Origin of the sequence: Pantoea sp. Morm (assembly GCF_016643525.1) — a bacterium.
Classification (GTDB): domain Bacteria; phylum Pseudomonadota; class Gammaproteobacteria; order Enterobacterales; family Enterobacteriaceae; genus Pantoea; species Pantoea dispersa.
Map to the genome: position 1 here is coordinate 135,617 of NZ_VOQX01000003.1, position 16,939 is coordinate 152,555.

Here is a 16,939-nt window from a genome sequence, read left to right on the forward strand (position 1 = left end):
GAGAAAAGCAGGGCACTTCCCAACTTGCTGTTATTCTTACCGCACACATCAATAAAGCCGCCATTCATCATGGCGGCTTTTTATTTGCCCGGATTTAGCCTCAGTCGTGCGGCTTTGCCCGCAGCGGGAAGCGGCGGCGCACCAGCACGAAGAACAGCGGCACAAAGAAGATCGCCAGTACCGTGGCGGAGATCATGCCGCCCATCACGCCAGTACCGACCGCATGCTGGCTGCCAGAACCGGCACCGCTGCTGATCGCCATCGGCAGCACGCCGAAAATAAAGGCCAGCGACGTCATCAGAATCGGCCGCAGGCGCTGCCGCGATGCCTCCAGCGTCGACTCCAGCAGTTCACGCCCTTTGCTGTTGATCTCATTGGCGAACTCGACGATCAGGATCGCATTCTTCGCCGACAGACCAATCACCGTCAGCAGGCCGACCTGAAAGTAGACGTCATTCTCCAGTCCGCGCAGCCAGGTGGCGACCAGCGCGCCCACCACGCCCAGCGGCACCACCAGCATCACCGAGAATGGAATCGACCAGCTCTCGTAGAGAGCCGCGAGGCACAGGAACACCACCAGCAGCGAAATCGCATACAGCGCCGGCGCCTGCGAGCCGGAGAGACGCTCCTGATAGGAGGCACCGGTCCACTGGAAGCCAACGCCGAGCGGCAGCTGTGCCACCAGTTTCTCCATCTCATCCATCGCCGTGCCGCTGCTGACGCCGTTAGCCGCCTCGCCGACAATCTCCAGCGACGAATAGCCGTTGTAGCGTTCAAGACGCGGTGAACCGGTCTCCCAGTGGCTGGTGGCGAAGGCGGAGAACGGCACCATGCCGCCGCTGTTGTTGCGCACATACCATTTGTTGATGTCGCCCGGCAGCATGCGGAACTCCGGTGCCGCCTGGACGTAGACCTTCTTCACGCGGCCGCGGTCGAGAAAATCATTCACGTAGGTTGAGCCCCAGGCGGTGGTCAGGGTGTCGTTGATGGTGTCCAGCGACACGCCGAGCGCCTGCGCTTTGCGCTGGTCGACATCAATCTGCAGTTGCGGGCTGTCGTCGAGCCCGTTGTGGCGCACGCGCGACAGCGCCGGATTGTTGTCGGCCAGCGCCAGCAGCCGATCGCGCATCGCCATCAGCTCGGTATGCCCGATGCCGCCGTGATCCTGCAACTCCATATCAAAGCCGGAGGAGCTGCCCATGCCGGTGATTGCCGGTGGACTGCTGGCGATGACGCGTGCCTCTTTGATCTTTTTAAAGGCTGCGGTGGCGCGATCGATGATGGCAAACGAGGTGCGATCGCGACCTGGCCGCTGCTCCCAGTCCTTCAGGCGCACAAACAGGCGCGCCACGTTTTGTCCGTTGCCGCCCGGACCAGCACCGATGGTGGAGAACACCGACAGTACATTGTCCTTCTCGGCAGTCAGGTAATAATCCTCAACCTTTGCCACCACCTGCGAGGTTTGCTGCAGCGTCGAGCCCGGCGGCAGTTGTACCTGAGTAAGAAATACGCCGCGATCTTCCAGCGGCAGGAAGGAGGTAGGCAGACGAATAAACAGGAATGCCATCACGCCGATAATCGCCAGGTAGAGCAGCAGCCAGCGGCCGCTCTTCAGCAGAATGCGCGCCACGCCGCGCTCGTAGCGTTCGGCGCTGGCATTGAAGTGACGGTTAAACCAGCCGAAAAATCCGCGCCGGCCATGGTGCTGGCCCTGCGCCAGCGGTTTGAGCAGCGTGGAGCACAGCGCGGGCGTCAGAATCATCGCCACCAGCACCGACAGCACCATCGCCGAGACAATGGTGATGGAGAACTGGCGATAGATAGCGCCCACGGTGCCGCCAAAGAATGCCATCGGCACAAACACCGCGGACAGCACCAGCGCGATGCCCACCAGCGCGCCCTGAATCTGCCCCATCGATTTACGCGTGGCGGCACGCGGCGATAATCCCTCTTCGCTCATGATGCGCTCGACGTTTTCCACCACCACGATGGCATCATCCACCAGCAGCCCGATGGCCAGCACCATGGCGAACATGGTCAGGGTGTTAATACTGAAGCCGCAGGCGTACAGCACCGCAAAGGTACCGAGCAGCACCACCGGCACAGCAATGGTGGGAATCAGCGTGGCGCGGAAGTTTTGCAGGAACAGGTACATCACCAGAAACACCAGCAGAATCGCTTCCAGCAGGGTTTTCACCACGTCCTTAATGGAGGCTTTGACGAACGGCGTGGTTTCAAACGCCACTTTGGCTTCCAGCCCGTGCGGGAAGTATTGCGCCAGTTCGGCAACACGGGCGCGCACCAGCTTGTCGGTGTTCATCTCGTTAGCGCCGGAGGCCAGCTTGATGCCGAGACCGGAGGCCGGCTGGCCGTTATAGCGGCTCAGAAAGTCATACTTTTCGGCGCCCATGGCGATGGTGGCCACGTCGCCGAGCGTCACCACTGAACCGTCGGTGTTGGTTTTCAGCGTAATGGCGCGAAACTGCGCGGGCGTCTGTAGCATCGACTGGGCGTTAACCGTGGCGTTCAGCGCCTGTTTGTCCACCGATGGCAACCCGCCGACCTGGCCGACCGCCACCTGGGTGTTCTGCGATTCGATGGCGCTGACCACATCGTCGGTGGTCAGCGCGTAGTTAATCAGCTTGTTGGGATCGAGCCAGATGCGCATGGCGTATTGCGAGCCGTAGGCATCGACCTGGCCGACGCCGTCGATGCGGCTGAGCGGATCCTGAATGTTACTGGCAACGTAATCGGCAATATCCTGTTTATCCATGCTGCCGTCGGTGGAGACAAAGGCGATCATCAGAATGTTGCTGTCGCCGGTTTTGTTTACCGTGACGCCCTGCGACTGCACCGCCGCCGGCAGTTTGCGCAGCGCGCTCTGCAGCTGATTCTGTACCTGTTGCCGCGCTTCATCCGGGTTAGTGCCGGCGGTAAAGGTGAGGGTGATCTGCGCCTGGCCGGTGTTGCTGCTGTTCGAGGACATGTACATCAGGTTATCGATTCCCGTCATATTCTGCTCGATAACCTGGGTGACGGTGTTTTCCAGCGTCTGCGCGGATGCGCCGGGATAGTTGGCGGTGATGCGCACGTTAGGCGGCGCGAGATCCGGATACTGTTCCACCGGCAGCGAGATAATGGCCAGCGTGCCACACAGGCACAGCAAAATAGCCAGCACCCAGGCAAAAATGGGGCGGTCGATAAAAAAGTTCGACATGAAACCGACACTCCTCAGCTGCGTACTTTGTACTTGTTATTAGTAAAAGCGTGCCGCAGGCTGCGCTTCACGCTGGCGGAGTGCAAGGGCGATCCTGAAAACTCCGGTTGCTGCTTACTGTACGCGGGGCAAATTAGGGAATCGTGGATAAATTATGGAGAAAGTGTAAAAGTCGCAGCAGCTTTATGTGCGCAATCACACATTGCGGCTCTCCAGCCACAGCACCGTTGCCGCAACGCGGGAACGGACGTCGAGCTTACGCAGCAGGTTGCGGATGTGCACCTTTACCGTTTCTTCGGAAATGTGCAGCGTGGCGGCAATCTCTTTGTTGGATAAGCCACGCGCCACTTCCTGCAACACATCCAGCTCGCGCTCGGTCAGCTGTCTGAACGGATTGGCGCTGGGCTGGCGGGTCGCCAGATATTCTGCCACCACCTCGCTGAACACGTTCTCGCCCTGTGCGCCGCGCATTACCTGCGCCAGCAGCAGTTCCGGTTCGCTGTCTTTGAGCAGATAGCCATCGGCACCGGCATCCACCATGGCGTAAATATCGCTGCGCGCGTCGGACACCGTTAGCACCAGAATGCGTGCCGCGACGCCCTCGTGGCGCAGCGCTTTCAGCGTATCCAGCCCGGACATGCCCTTCATATTCAGATCGAGCAGAATCACATCCGGTGCAAGCCGGCGCGCTTCGGCCAGTGCTTCGGTACCGTTATTCGCCTCAGCCACCACTTCCAGACGCGGTTCCAGCGCCAGCAACTGGCGGATACCGCGACGCATCAGCGGATGATCGTCAACGATCATAATAGACAGGGAAGGGTGAGCCATAGGTTCTCCAGAGTTTCAATCCATTTGCTAAGTGTAATGCGTTAAGCCAGCCGGTGCGCGGGGCGGGCGGGAAAACGCAGCGTGACGCAGGTGCCCTGCGCCTGCGGGGTAATCAGTAAGCTGCCGGCGAGACGCGCCGCGCGCTCGGCCATGATGGTCAGCCCGTAGTGGCCCGGCGGCTCTTCTACGCTATTGATACCGCAGCCGTCATCTTCGATGGTCAGCAGGTGCTCATCATCAGCGACACGCTGATAGCGAATCTGAATCTGCTGCGCCTGCGCGTGACGAATTGCATTGAGCAGCGCCTCGCGCGCAATCTGCAGCACGTGCACCTGCTGCTGGGCATCCAGCGTTTGCAGGCCAGGCTGATAGTCAAAGGTAATCGCCGCCTGCGACTGCTCCTGCAGCGGGGCGATCATCGCCTGCATCGCCTGCACTAAATCGGCCTGTTCAATGCTCAGGCGGAAGGTGGTGAGCAGCTCGCGCAGCTGCTGATACGCCTCGGCCAGCGCGCGATCGAAATCGGCGATGATCGCCTGTGCCTGCGGCTGGCTGCTATCAACTGTGCGCCGCAGCAGCGTCAGCTGGATACGCAGAAAAGAGAGCGACTGCGCCAGCGAATCGTGCAGCTCGCGCGCAATGGTGGCGCGCTCTTCAATCAGCAGCATTTGCTGATACTGCTTCTGCGTCTGCCAGATCCACAGTGCACGCGCCAGCATGTTGGCCAGGCTGTGCATCAGCTCATCGGCCGGCGGCGCGCGGCGGGTTTGCCAGCACAGTTCGCCGAGGCGCTGCTCTTCCTGCTGCAGCGGCAGCCGCTGCCAGCTGAGATCGTCGGCGGGCACGCCGGCCTGGAAAGCGATATCTTCGCTGGCGATTTGCAGCACCTCCAGCGCTTCCCGCCGCTGCACCAGCCGCAGCAGGCCCTGAAACAGCTCGGGATTGAGCGGGCTGCCGGTGAGAATCTGCGAGCTTTCATACAGCAGCGACAGCGTGCGGTTGGCCTGGGTTAAATCTTCGGTTTTATTGCGTACCGCGCACTCCAGCAGGCGATAGTGTGAATGCAGTCGCTCCGCCATGGTGGTAAACGCCTGCGCCAGCACGCCCAGCTCGTTGGGCTGATGCACGGAAAGCGGCGGAAAACTGAAGTTGGCCTGTTCGACGTATTGACTGGCGGTGACCAGCGAATCGAGCGGACGCACCACGTTGCGGCGAATAAAGCCAATGCTCCACAGCGCCAGTGCAACAATCGCCAGAAAGCCGAACAGGCTGCTGGCGGCCACCAGATGCATTTTCAGCTCGGCATAGTGCTGCACCGCCAGCACGAAGCGGTCAATCTCACTGACGTAGCCCGCCACGCGCTGCTGGTACACCTGCGCCCGCGCCGGCTGCAGCGTCTCCTGCAGTACCGGCCAGCTGTCGCGCAGATAGCGATAGCGGCTGCTGACTTCAATCGGCACCCACGGACGCTCCAGATGCTGCAGCGCCGGTGACTCCAGCGTCTGCTGATATTGCTGCATATGGTGCGCCAGCTGCTGCGGATCGCGCGTGCTGTCCCACGCCAGCCGGTAGATTTGCATGCGCAGCGAGCCGGCGACATTCACCGCTTCGGCATCGCGCAAACTGCTGGAGAGCGTCATCAGCGCCAGGCCGGTGGTTAACAGCGACAGCAGCACAATCGCGCTGAGCGCGCGGGCAATGGTGCGGGTAACAGGACGTTTCACTATCACAATAATAACCCTTACAAGAGCGGGGGATTATAAGTCAGCCGCAGCGCGGGTGCGAGCGCGAAATTGACACATCTGGTTACTTTTACCAGAGAAACTAACCGCGGTTTACGTTTCCCTGGATTAACCGCGTTTGGCTGGCGAAATATTGAACGCTTTTACCGCCCGCGCAGCCTGGTTTGCACTGGCCCGACGATACTTTGACGCGTAACCTTTTCCCCGCACGACAACAGGAGCACCTCATGAAGACACGTTATGCCGTAATGACTGCTGCACTGCTTGCCAGCGCATCGTTTACCACCTTTGCCGCCTCGCCGTTAAGCGAGGCACAAACCCAGGACCTGCAAAGCAGCGGCACCGTTTCGGTGAGCGGCGTGCGCGGTTCGCTGGATGACGCCACCCGTCAGCTGTCGCAGAAAGCGGAAGAGATGGGCGCCAGCCACTATCGCGTCATTGGCATGCAGAATCCAGGCGATTCCAGCATGTGGAGCGGCAGCGCCGAGATTTACCGTTAATGCCCTTCATTATTCCCCTCTGGTAGTTTTTTCCTGTAGCCACCGATTACCGGCCACCCCACTGGCCGGTTTTTTTGTGCGTCGCGACGGATTATTACAAATCAACCCGTGCAGTCAGCCAGTAAATTTTGCTTCGTTCATGCAGAACGGGTAGGATTCATCGCCGTAATTTCCCGGCTCGCCGCGCGGCATCGTTCCGCCGCTCAGGGGCCGGTTTTACCCCATTTCGCACTGCCCGGCGCAATCGATTGGTTACGCGGTGATTGATGGACAGGACAAACAGGAAAGCTATGAAATCTACTAAAAAAACGCCAGCCGAACAGCGTGCTGCGAGAAGGCGCTGGCTTAACTCTCACGACACGGGTTACCACAAAGCGATGGGTAACCGTCAGGTACAAATGATCGCCATTGGCGGCGCTATCGGTACCGGTCTGTTCCTCGGTGCCGGCGCGCGTCTGCAGATGGCCGGTCCGGCACTGGCACTGGTGTATCTGGTGTGCGGTATCTTCTCCTTCTTTATTCTCCGTGCGTTGGGCGAGCTGGTGTTGCATCGCCCTTCCAGCGGCAGCTTTGTTTCGTACGCGCGTGAATTCCTCGGGGAAAAAGCGTCCTACGTCGCGGGCTGGATGTATTTCGTTAACTGGGCGATGACCGGTATCGTCGATATCACCGCGGTAGCGCTTTACATGCATTACTGGGGCGCGTTTGGTGATGTGCCGCAGTGGGTATTTGCGCTGGGCGCGCTGGCGATTGTCGGCACCATGAACATGATCGGCGTGAAGTGGTTCGCCGAGATGGAATTCTGGTTCGCGCTGGTGAAAGTGCTGGCCATCGTGGTGTTCCTGATTGTCGGCGTGGTGTTCCTCGGCAGCGGTAAACCGCTGGACGGCAACACCACCGGCTTCCACCTGATCACCGACAACGGCGGGCTGTTCCCGCACGGTCTGCTGCCGGCGCTGGTGCTGGTACAGGGCGTGGTGTTTGCCTTCGCCTCGATTGAGCTGGTGGGCACGGCAGCGGGCGAGTGTAAAGACCCGAAAACCATGCTGCCGAAAGCCATCAACAGCGTGATCTGGCGTATCGGCCTGTTCTATGTGGGTTCCGTGGTGCTGCTGGTACTGCTGCTGCCGTGGAACGCCTATCAGGCCGGACAAAGCCCGTTCGTCACCTTCTTCTCCAAACTGGGCGTGCCCTACATTGGCAGCGTGATGAACATCGTGGTGCTGAGCGCGGCGCTGTCGAGCCTGAACTCGGGCCTGTACTCCACCGGACGTATTCTGCGTTCAATGTCGATGGGCGGCTCGGCGCCGCAGTTCATGTCGAAGATGAGTAAGCAGCAGGTGCCGTACGCCGGTATCCTGGTGACCATCGGCGTGTACGTGATCGGCGTAGTGCTCAACTATTACGTACCGTCGCAGGTGTTTGAGATCGTCCTGAACGTGGCGTCACTGGGGATTATCTCCTCGTGGGCGTTCATCGTGGTGTGCCAGATGCGTCTGCGCAAAGCCATCAAAGAGGGCAAAGCGGAAGATGTCAGCTTCAAGCTGCCGTGGGCGCCGTTCACCTCCTGGCTGACGCTGCTGTTCCTGGTGAGCGTGCTGGTGCTGATGGCGTTTGACTACCCGAACGGCACCTATACCATTGCTTCAATTCCGCTGATTGCCGTGCTGCTGGTGCTCGGCTGGTTTGGCGTGCGTAAGCGCGTGCAGGCGGAAGCGATGAAAGAGCACGAGCATCATCATGACGATCAGGATGATGCGGCGCCTAAGCTGGCGGAAGACAACGCGCGTTAATCGCAGCGATGCTCACCTGCGGGGGCCAGTCGGCCCCCGTTTTTATTGCAATTCTCCTTCTCTTGATCCCGCATCGGGAATTACACCTTTCGGGTGATATAGCCCTTCATAACCTCAGGTTATTTTACGCACCATCTCTACATCCCCGCATTGAGGTGAGCCGATGGCGCTGTCGCGACGTGAACTCTTTACCGGGCAGCGCGTCATGCCTGCCGGCGGTATCGCGTTGCCGTGGTGGCGGGGAGAGAGCGGCTGTGACGGCTGCGCCCGCTGCGTACAAGCCTGCGAGAGCGGCATTATCCGCATCGCCGCCGGCGAAGCGCCGCAGCTCGACTTTCTGCAGGGGGAATGCACCTTTTGCGCTGCCTGTGCCGACGTCTGCCCGCAGCCGCTGTTTCAGCCGCGCGACACTGAACCTTTTAGCCGGCGCATCCGCATCGACAGCCGCTGTATCGCTTTTCTTGGCGTTAACTGTCGCAGCTGCCAGGAGAGTTGTGAGCAGCAGGCGATCCGTTTTCGCCTGATGCCCAACGGCATCGGCCAGCCGGAAATCCTTCCGCAACACTGCACCGGCTGTGGCGCCTGTATCGCGCCGTGTCCGGTCTCAGCCACAGGACTGCATCATGACGAATAACGACAGCTGGCACGTATGTGGCCTGGTGATTCAGGCACGTCCGACCGCGATCGCGGCGGTGCGGCAGGCGCTACTGAACTTTGCCGACAGCGACATCGCGGCGGAAGATGCCGCACGCGGCACGCTGGCGCTAACGCTGGGCGCGGCCGACAGCGCCACGCTGCTGAGCAACATTGAAGCCACCCGCAACATCCCGGATGTGCTGGCGGTATCGCTGGTTTATCACCAGCAAGACGAAATTGAAGAACCCTGTAAGGAAGCATCATGAACCTGAGTCGTCGTGATTTTATGAAGGCCAATGCGGCGGCGGCTGCTGCAACGGCTGCTGGTCTCACCATTCCGACCGTGACCAAAGCGGCCACCAGCCTGGCTGAGCCGATTCGCTGGGAAAAAGCGCCGTGCCGGTTTTGCGGCACCGGCTGTGGCGTGCTGGTCGGCACGCAGAATGGCCGCGTGGTCGCCTCGCAGGGCGATCCGCAGGCGGAGGTTAATCGCGGTCTGAACTGCATCAAAGGCTACTTCCTGCCGAAGATCATGTACGGCAAAGATCGTCTGACCCAGCCGCTGCTGCGCATGACCGACGGCAAATTCGATAAGAACGGCGAGTTCACCCCGGTAAGCTGGGATCAGGCGTTCGACATCATGGAAGCGAAGTTTAAGGCGGCGCTGAAAGCCAACGGCCCGGAATCGGTCGGCATGTTTGGCTCCGGCCAGTGGACCGTATGGGAAGGTTACGCCGCATCAAAGCTGATGAAAGCCGGCTTCCGCACCAACAACCTCGATCCGAACGCGCGCCACTGCATGGCGTCTGCGGTGGTGGGCTTTATGCGCACCTTCGGCATGGACGAACCGATGGGCTGCTACGATGACATCGAGCAGGCTGATGCGTTTGTGCTGTGGGGATCGAACATGGCCGAGATGCACCCGATTCTCTGGTCACGCCTGACCGCGCGTCGTCTCAGCAATGACAACGTCAAAGTGGCGGTGCTGTCGACCTATCGCCACCGCAGCTTCGAGCTGGCCGATAACGCCATCGTCTTCACGCCGCAGAGCGATCTGGCGATCCTCAACTTCATCGCTAACTACATCATTCAGAACAACAAAGTCGATAAAACCTTCCTGCAGAATCACGTCACGCTGCGTAAAGGCGTGACGGATATCGGCTACGGTTTGCGCCCGACCAATCCGCTGCAGGCGGCGGCGAAAAATCCGGACAATGGCGAGTCGACGCCGATCAGCTTCGATGAATATGCGAAATTTGTCGCGGAATACACGGTGGAAAAAGCCAGCGCCATGAGCGGCGTAGAGCAGGATCAGCTGATCGCGCTGGCGGAGCTGTACGCCGATCCGAACGTCAAGGTGGTCTCTTACTGGACCATGGGCTTTAACCAGCATACGCGCGGCGTGTGGGCGAACAACCTGTGCTACAACATCCACCTGCTGACCGGCAAGATTTCCCGTCCGGGCACCGGACCGTTCTCGCTCACCGGCCAGCCATCGGCCTGTGGCACCGCGCGTGAAGTGGGCACGTTTGCGCATCGTCTGCCAGCCGACATGGTGGTGAACAATGACAAACACCGCGCTTTAGCTGAAAAACTGTGGAAGCTGCCGCAGGGCACGGTGCCAGCCAAAGTCGGTCTGCACGCCGTGGCGCAGGATCGCGCGCTGAAAGATGGCAAGCTGAATGCCTACTGGGTGATGTGTAACAACAACATGCAGGCCGGGCCGAACCTGACGCAGGAACGCATGCCGGGCTGGCGCGATGCACGCAACTTTGTGGTGGTATCCGACCCGTATCCGACCGTCAGCGCCCTGTCTGCCGACCTGATTCTGCCAACGGCGATGTGGGTAGAGAAAGAGGGCGCCTACGGCAACGCCGAGCGCCGTACCCAGTTCTGGCATCAGCAGGTGAAAGCGCCGGGCGAGGCGAAATCGGATCTGTGGCAGCTGGTGACCTTTGCCAAACGCTTCCGCGTTGAGGACGTGTGGCCAGAGGCGCTGATTGCTCAGCAGCCTGAGCTGAAAGGCAAAACCCTCTACGACGTGCTGTATGCCAACGGCCAGGTGAATCAGTTCCCGCTGAGCGAAGTGGCCGACGATCGCCTTAACGATGAAGCGCGTGAGTTCGGCTTCTATATTCAGAAAGGCCTGTTCGAGGAGTATGCCAGCTTTGGCCGCGGTCACGGTCACGATCTCGCACCGTTCGATACCTATCACGAGGCGCGCGGTCTGCGCTGGCCGGTAGTGGACGGCAAAGAGACGCGCTGGCGCTATCGTGAAGGTTTCGACAGCTACGTGAAAGCCGGTGAGGGGGTACGTTTTTACGGTAAGCCGGACGGCAAAGCCACCATTTTTGCCCTGCCGTACGAGCCGCCAGCGGAAGCGCCGGATGCCGAATACGACCTGTGGTTCTGCACCGGTCGCGTGCTGGAGCACTGGCACACCGGCACCATGACGCGCCGCGTGCCGGAACTGCACCGCGCGGTGCCGCAGGCGCTGCTGTATATCCATCCGCTGGACGCCAAAGATCGCGGTTTCCGTCGCGGTGAGAAGGTGCGCGTGGTATCGCGTCGTGGCGAAACCCTCGCCACCGTGGAAACGCGCGGGCGTAATCAGCCGCCGCAGGGGCTGGTATTTATGCCGTTCTTTGATGCCGGCGTGCTGGCCAACAACATCACGCTGGACGCCACCGATCCGCTGTCGAAGCAGACCGATTACAAAAAATGCGCCGTTAAGCTGGTGAAAATCTGAGGCAGGATGCAATGAAACCTTTTATCACTCTTGTAACCGTTGCCGCCCTGATGCTGGGCGGCGTGGTGTACGCTAATAACGGCGTCGATCTCAATCAGTCACCGGAAGTGACGGCAACGCAGCAGGGCACCATTCATCAGCCCAAAGAGCAGAGCCGCAAGCCGCTGAACTATGTTAATCAGCCGCCGGTGATCCCGCACAGCGTGGAGGGCTACCAGGTGACGAAGAACGTGAACCGCTGCCTGCAGTGTCACGGCACCCAGAGCTATCTGACCACCGGCGCGCCGCGCGTCAGTCCGACGCACTTTACCGACCGCGACGGCGTGGTGAGCAGCACGGTATCGCCGCGTCGCTACTTCTGCCTGCAGTGTCACGTGCCGCAGACCGATGCCAAACCGGTGGTGGAAAACACCTTTAAGCCGGCTGACGGCTTTGGGCAGTGAGGTGACGATGAAACAGAAACTTTTACGTATCTGGCGCTGGTGGCGACGCCCCAGCCGTCTGGCGCTCGGCACGCTGCTGATTCTTGGCTTTGCTGGCGGCATCATCTTCTGGGGCGGTTTTAACACCGCGATGGAGATGACCAACCGCGAGCAGTTCTGTATTGGCTGTCACGAAATGCGCAACAACGTCTATCAGGAATATATGCAGACGGTGCACTACAACAACCGCAGCGGCGTGCGCGCCACCTGTCCGGATTGTCACGTGCCGCACGAGTGGGGGCCGAAGATGATTCGTAAGATCCAGGCGAGTAAAGAGGTGTACGCCAAGATCTTCGGCCTGATTGATACGCCGCAGAAGTTTGAAGAGACGCGTATCGAGCTGGCGCAGAACGAGTGGCGCCGGATGAAGAACAACAATTCGCAGGAGTGTCGTAACTGCCATAACTTCGATTATATGGACTTCACTGCGCAGAAAACGGTCGCCGCCAAAATGCACAGCAAAGCGGTGCAGGACGGACAGACCTGTATCGACTGCCACAAAGGCATTGCCCACCATCTGCCGGATATGAAAGACCAGCCAAACGGTTTCTAATCGCGACCCTGGCCGCGCCTGCCGGTGCGGTATCAGGGTTTTCGTGCCGACCGGTTGATACAGCCGCAAACCACACAACATCGTAGCGGCGCGATTTATCGCGCTAAGTTAATCACTGCACAGCTGCCCGGATGCGCAATAAATTGCGCCGCTACGATTCGTGCGGCATTTTATTTCTGCACCCTCATCCTGCACACATCGTAGCGGCATTTTATTTCTGCACCTTCATCCTGCACACATCGTAGCGGCGCGATTTATCGCGCTAAGTTAATCACTGCACAGCTGTCCGGATGCGCAATAAATTGCGCCGCTACGACACGTGCTATGAGGGTTGAAAAGGCATAATGCTCAACTGACAGCCTTACGCCATCGCAGACAACCTGCTCCACAATTCAGATAGTTTTCCCTGCGGCTTCGGCCTATTATCTCAGGCTCCCTCAGCTACGCAGTGGAGCGGCTATGTCGTTAAAGATCAACATCATCAAAGATAAGTTGTTGTCTGATAATTATTTCATTCTGCGCAACTACACCTACGAACTCACCCGCAGCAACGGCGACGTGGTACGTCACAAACGTGAAGTCTACGATCGCGGCAACGGCGCCACCATCCTGCTCTACAACCGTGAAAAAAACAGCGTGGTGCTGATTCGTCAGTTCCGCATCGCGACCTATGTTAATGACAACACCAGCGGTGAGCTGATTGAAACCTGCGCCGGGCTGCTGGATAACGACACGCCGGAAGATTGCATCCGTAAAGAAGCGGTGGAAGAGACCGGCTATCAGGTTGGTAAGGTCGAAAAGCTGTTTGAGGCCTACATGTCGCCGGGCGGCGTGACCGAATTGCTGCACTTTTTCGCCGCTGAATACAGCGATGCGCAGCGCGCTAACGACGGCGGCGGCGTGGAAGATGAAGAGATCACCGTACTCGAGCTGCCGTTTCCTCAGGCGCTGGCGATGGTGAAAGAGGGGCGCATTCGCGACGGCAAAACCATTATGTTACTGCACTATGCGCAGCTGATGGGCTGGTTGCAGGCATAACCGCGGCGGTAATTCACAGGGCCGGCACGAATGCCGGCTCTGCCGATGCCGGGGCGCAATGCATTGCGCCACTATGCCATGTGCGTGATTTCCGGGGCATTTAACGGCGTCACTTCACACTCCGGATGGGCCTGCAGGCGCGCCAGCGCTTCGGCGTAGGAGGGCATGGAATTGGCCGCGCCGGAACGCTCGACGCACAGCGAGGCAAACGCCGCTGCAAACAGCGCCGCCTGCGGTAACGCATCGCCGGACGCCAGGCGCGCCGCCAGCGCACCGTTGAAGGCATCGCCGGCACCGGTGGTGTCGAGCGGCTGGGCAGGAAACAGCGGAATACGCAGCTGCTGCTCCGCGCTGGAAAGCAGGGCGCCCGCGGTGCCAAGCGTAATAATCACCTGACGCGCGCCCTTACGGTGCAGCACTTCGGCGGCGCGCTGCGCGCTGGCAAAATCGGTCACTTTTATCCCGCTCAACTGCATCGCTTCGGTGCTGTTGGGCGTTAACAGATCCACCTTAGCCAGCAGCGCATCGCTGACTTTCTGCCACGGTGCCGGATTCAGAATGACAAACGTGCCGCCGGCACGCGCGTTGTCGATCATGCGCTGAATGGCGCTGAGGTTGTTCTCCAGCTGCACCAGCAGAATATCGGCGGCAGCCACGGTGGGCTGACAGCGCGCCACTTCGGCCGCGGTCACGGTGGTATTTGCGCCGGGATAGACCGATATCATGTTCTCGGCATCATCGCCCGCCACGTAAATCAGCGCGTTGCCGGTGGGTTTCTCTTTACAGGTGAACAGCGTAATTGCGTCGAAACCGGTCTTCTCCAGATGGCGACGGGCAAACGTGCCAAAATCGTCATTACCCACCTTGCCGATATAGTGCACGCGCGCCCCGGCGCGCAGCGCGGCGGTGGCCTGGTTGGCCCCTTTGCCGCCTGGCCCCATCATGCTGTTGTGCGCCGTGAGCGATTCGCCCGGCAGGGGGAAACGGTTCATCACCGCCACCACGTCGAGGTTGAACGAGCCAAACACACACACTTTTCCTTTCATTGCGCGCTCCTGAACAGCCGTTCTGCGGCGAGGCAGGCGCCGCGACAGCCGGTGTGATCGGTGGATTGACTGAAGATGATTTTCAAACCATCCCGCGTGGCCGGCGGCCGTAAATGCTGCTGAATCTGGCTGCGCAGCTGCGCCAGCGGGAAATCTGCCATCGCCAGCACGCCGCCGCCCAGAATCAGGTACTCCGGATCGAGAATGTTCATCTCGGTGGCGATCAGCTGTGCCAGCCGCTGCACAAACGCCTGCAGCGCCGGGTCAGAACCATGATGGGTAAACAGCGCCGACATCGGCGTTTGCGCCGCATTGGCCTGCGCCCAGTGGCTCAACCAGTGGCCGGAGGTCACGGTTTCCGCGCAGCCGTGGTTGCCGCACGGGCAGGGCAGCGCGTTACCGGCCACCGGCACGTGGCCGAGTTCACCAGCTCCGCCATGCTGACCATGGTAGAAGCGGCCGTTGATCCACAGGCTGTTGCCCATGCCGGTGCCAGGATACAGACCTACCGCATTTTCCGGCAGCTGCTCCAGCTGCATTAAATCCCACAGCATCAGATGGTTAACATCTTTATCCATCGCCACCGGCACGCCCAGTCGTTCACTCAGCAGCGCCGCTACCGGCTGATGATCGAGCGCCTGAATGAACGGCAGTGAAATCACCTGCTGGCGATCGCGGCTGAGAATGCCCGGCAGGCCGAGCATCACACCGCTGACCGGCTGCTGCTCCAGCGTTTCCGCAATCAGCTGCCCGAGTGCGGCCAGCGCATCGGGCTGCTGCGCCCAGCTGGCGGTGGGCACTTTACGAAAGCTGCTCCAGATGCGGCCTGACTCCATCAACTGCAGACGAGTGCCGGTGCCGCCAATGTCGATACCGAGCCAGCGTGTTGTCATGCCGACACCTGCGCCAGGCCCTGCGCTTCATCAATGCTCTCACGCATCATGTTCCACGCGGTGGCAAGGTCTTCGTGAATGTTAAACAGGCCGGAGGTGCCGACAATCAGCACTTCGGCACCGGCACCGACCAGCGTGTTGTAGGTGCGCGTATTACAGGAACCGTCGATCTCAATCAGGTAGCGGTGGCCGTGCGCCTGTTTCAGCGCCTTCAGCTCCTGCACCTTCTGCACCATCTCCGGAATAAACGGCTGACCGGCATAGCCCGGGTCCACCGTCATCACGGTGATTTTATCCAGCAGATGAATGTAATGATGGATAAAGGAGACCGGCGTGGCCGGGTTGAGCACCACGCCCACTTTTTTGCCGTAGCTGCGAATCAGGTTAATCACGCGGAACGCATCACGATTGATAGTTTCAGCGTGCGGACAAATGTAATCTGCGCCGGCGTTGGCCACCGCTTCAATAAAGTCGGTCGGCTCTTCCACCATCAGATGCACATCGATCGCCACTTTGGTATGCGGGCGGATCTGCTCAATAAAGAACGGCGACAGGGTGATGTTTTTAACGTAGTGACCGTCCATGATGTCGATGTGCAGGAAGTCAGCGCGGGAGTCCAGCACGGCCAGCTGGTGCTTGATCTCCATCAGATTCATACACATCAACGACGGGGAGACTTGAATACGCATCATACTTCCTTTTTTTCGGTCAGAGGATTAAGCGCCGCGGCCAGTTTGCTGAGCCTGACGGCACGGTGATCGTTAAAGCGCGCTTTGAGTTGTTTGAAGGCCAGCACCACCACCAGCACGGCACCCCACATCGCCAGACTGACGTGCTGGCTGATGTTCATCAGGTTGAAGCCGGTGGAGAGCACCTGCAGCGCAATCAGCGCCAGCACTACGCCGGTCACGCGGCCAAAACCGCCGTTGGGATCGGTGCCGCCGAGAATGATGGCCAGCACGGTCAGCAGCAGGTAGGCATCGCCGTAACCCATGCGCGCCGAGTTAAAGCGCGCCATCATGATCAGGCCGGCCAGCACGCACAGCAGGCTGGAGATGACGTACACCAGCATCACCATGCGGTGGGTATTGATGCCGCTGAACCAGGTGGCGTTGATGTTGCTGCCGCCCATGTAGATGCATTTGCCGGCGCGGGTTTTGCCGAGGAACAGCGCCAGCAGCGCGGCGGCAACCAGGAATACCCACAGCGGCAGCGGCATACCCAGCAGCGTGTCTGAGCCGAGCGACTGCACCACTGGCGGCATACCGCTCACCGCCGCACCTTTGGTCAGCCAGATGCCGATGCCGTTCAGCGTCATCATGGTGGCCAGCGTCACCAGAATCGGGTGTGCGCCGATGCGCGTTACCATCCCGCCGGTGATCACGCCAATCACGGCGGCAATCACCATCGCACCGACGATGGCGATAAACAGCCACAGCAGCTGCTGACCGGTACCGGCATC

General features: G+C 59.9%; 15 protein-coding genes. 8 read left to right on the forward strand and 7 right to left on the reverse strand.

The window, feature by feature from the left end; genetic code table 11:
* Positions 1–100 precede the first annotated feature (100 nt).
* The 3 genes from acrD to narQ all read right to left on the reverse strand — a co-directional run bounded on the left by acrD (position 101) and on the right by narQ (position 5,775).
* Positions 101–3,217 carry a multidrug efflux RND transporter permease AcrD gene (gene acrD, locus FT726_RS02175; RefSeq protein ID WP_021508044.1) on the reverse strand — a complete coding sequence of 1,039 codons (3,117 nt, stop codon included), beginning with the start codon at positions 3,215–3,217 and terminating at the stop codon, positions 101–103.
* 195 nt (positions 3,218–3,412) lie between these two features.
* A complete protein-coding gene (locus tag FT726_RS02180; RefSeq protein ID WP_058758331.1) occupies positions 3,413–4,045 on the reverse strand; it encodes a response regulator in 633 nt (210 codons plus the stop codon).
* Positions 4,046–4,086: 41 nt separating this feature from the next.
* Positions 4,087–5,775, reverse strand: a complete 1,689-nt coding sequence (narQ, locus tag FT726_RS02185) for a nitrate/nitrite two-component system sensor histidine kinase NarQ (RefSeq protein ID WP_211725277.1) — start codon at positions 5,773–5,775, stop codon at positions 4,087–4,089.
* Between the two features lie 239 nt (positions 5,776–6,014).
* Between narQ and FT726_RS02190 the strand changes: the two genes are divergently transcribed.
* From FT726_RS02190 to nudK, 8 genes are all read left to right on the forward strand, one after another.
* Positions 6,015–6,287, forward strand: coding sequence for a DUF1471 domain-containing protein (locus tag FT726_RS02190; RefSeq protein WP_058770823.1), 273 nt, complete (start codon positions 6,015–6,017; stop codon positions 6,285–6,287).
* A 290-nt stretch (positions 6,288–6,577) separates the two neighbouring features.
* Positions 6,578–8,080, forward strand: a complete 1,503-nt coding sequence (ansP, locus tag FT726_RS02195) for an L-asparagine permease (protein ID WP_141496604.1) — start codon at positions 6,578–6,580, stop codon at positions 8,078–8,080.
* 163 nt (positions 8,081–8,243) lie between these two features.
* Positions 8,244–8,714, forward strand: a complete 471-nt coding sequence (gene napF, locus FT726_RS02200) for a ferredoxin-type protein NapF (RefSeq protein ID WP_021508050.1) — start codon at positions 8,244–8,246, stop codon at positions 8,712–8,714.
* Positions 8,704–8,982 (forward strand): chaperone NapD, encoded by a 279-nt coding sequence (locus tag FT726_RS02205; RefSeq protein ID WP_021508051.1) that lies wholly within the window; start codon positions 8,704–8,706, stop codon positions 8,980–8,982. The genes napF and FT726_RS02205 overlap by 11 nt, the downstream gene beginning before the upstream one ends.
* On the forward strand, positions 8,979–11,465 hold the full coding sequence (gene napA / locus FT726_RS02210) for a nitrate reductase catalytic subunit NapA (RefSeq protein WP_104094115.1): 2,487 nt from the start codon (positions 8,979–8,981) through the stop codon (positions 11,463–11,465). Before FT726_RS02205 ends, napA begins: the two co-directional genes overlap by 4 nt.
* Positions 11,466–11,476: 11 nt before the next feature.
* Entirely contained in the window at positions 11,477–11,908 is a 432-nt protein-coding gene (napB, locus tag FT726_RS02215; protein ID WP_058758336.1) for a nitrate reductase cytochrome c-type subunit, read from the forward strand.
* A gap of 7 nt (positions 11,909–11,915) precedes the next feature.
* Entirely contained in the window at positions 11,916–12,500 is a 585-nt protein-coding gene (gene napC, locus FT726_RS02220) for a cytochrome c-type protein NapC (protein ID WP_058758337.1), read from the forward strand.
* A gap of 459 nt (positions 12,501–12,959) precedes the next feature.
* A complete protein-coding gene (gene nudK, locus FT726_RS02225) occupies positions 12,960–13,538 on the forward strand; it encodes a GDP-mannose pyrophosphatase NudK (RefSeq protein ID WP_058781763.1) in 579 nt (192 codons plus the stop codon).
* Between the two features lie 71 nt (positions 13,539–13,609).
* On the opposite strand, the gene rbsK is transcribed toward nudK, so the two are convergent.
* From rbsK to FT726_RS02245, 4 genes are all read right to left on the reverse strand, one after another.
* Positions 13,610–14,584, reverse strand: coding sequence for a ribokinase (gene rbsK / locus FT726_RS02230; protein ID WP_288422195.1), 975 nt, complete (start codon positions 14,582–14,584; stop codon positions 13,610–13,612).
* The gene (alsK, locus tag FT726_RS02235; RefSeq protein ID WP_132464807.1) at positions 14,581–15,477 is read right to left on the reverse strand and encodes an allose kinase; all 897 of its coding nucleotides are present in this window, start codon (positions 15,475–15,477) and stop codon (positions 14,581–14,583) included. The genes rbsK and alsK overlap by 4 nt, the downstream gene beginning before the upstream one ends.
* Positions 15,474–16,166: a D-allulose 6-phosphate 3-epimerase gene (alsE, locus tag FT726_RS02240; protein WP_058758340.1), complete on the reverse strand. Its 693-nt coding sequence runs from the start codon at positions 16,164–16,166 to the stop codon at positions 15,474–15,476. The genes alsK and alsE overlap by 4 nt, the downstream gene beginning before the upstream one ends.
* Positions 16,166–16,939: ABC transporter permease (locus FT726_RS02245; RefSeq protein WP_346302357.1), on the reverse strand; the 774-nt coding region annotated here is incomplete at its 5' end. The genes FT726_RS02245 and alsE, both read right to left, overlap by 1 nt.

Bases quoted from the DNA above. Each gene is read 5' to 3' on its own strand.
- napA (WP_104094115.1), top strand. From the start codon at position 8,979: ATGAACCTGAGTCGTCGTGATTTTATGAAGGCCAATGCGGCGGCGGCT.
- FT726_RS02205 (WP_021508051.1), top strand. From the start codon at position 8,704: ATGACGAATAACGACAGCTGGCACGTATGTGGCCTGGTGATTCAGGCA.
- alsE (WP_058758340.1), bottom strand. From the start codon at position 16,166: ATGCGTATTCAAGTCTCCCCGTCGTTGATGTGTATGAATCTGATGGAG.
- napB (WP_058758336.1), top strand. From the start codon at position 11,477: ATGAAACCTTTTATCACTCTTGTAACCGTTGCCGCCCTGATGCTGGGC.
- acrD (WP_021508044.1), bottom strand. From the start codon at position 3,217: ATGTCGAACTTTTTTATCGACCGCCCCATTTTTGCCTGGGTGCTGGCT.
- FT726_RS02180 (WP_058758331.1), bottom strand. From the start codon at position 4,045: ATGGCTCACCCTTCCCTGTCTATTATGATCGTTGACGATCATCCGCTG.
- napC (WP_058758337.1), top strand. From the start codon at position 11,916: ATGAAACAGAAACTTTTACGTATCTGGCGCTGGTGGCGACGCCCCAGC.
- napF (WP_021508050.1), top strand. From the start codon at position 8,244: ATGGCGCTGTCGCGACGTGAACTCTTTACCGGGCAGCGCGTCATGCCT.
- ansP (WP_141496604.1), top strand. From the start codon at position 6,578: ATGAAATCTACTAAAAAAACGCCAGCCGAACAGCGTGCTGCGAGAAGG.
- rbsK (WP_288422195.1), bottom strand. From the start codon at position 14,584: ATGAAAGGAAAAGTGTGTGTGTTTGGCTCGTTCAACCTCGACGTGGTG.
- alsK (WP_132464807.1), bottom strand. From the start codon at position 15,477: ATGACAACACGCTGGCTCGGTATCGACATTGGCGGCACCGGCACTCGT.
- FT726_RS02190 (WP_058770823.1), top strand. From the start codon at position 6,015: ATGAAGACACGTTATGCCGTAATGACTGCTGCACTGCTTGCCAGCGCA.
- nudK (WP_058781763.1), top strand. From the start codon at position 12,960: ATGTCGTTAAAGATCAACATCATCAAAGATAAGTTGTTGTCTGATAAT.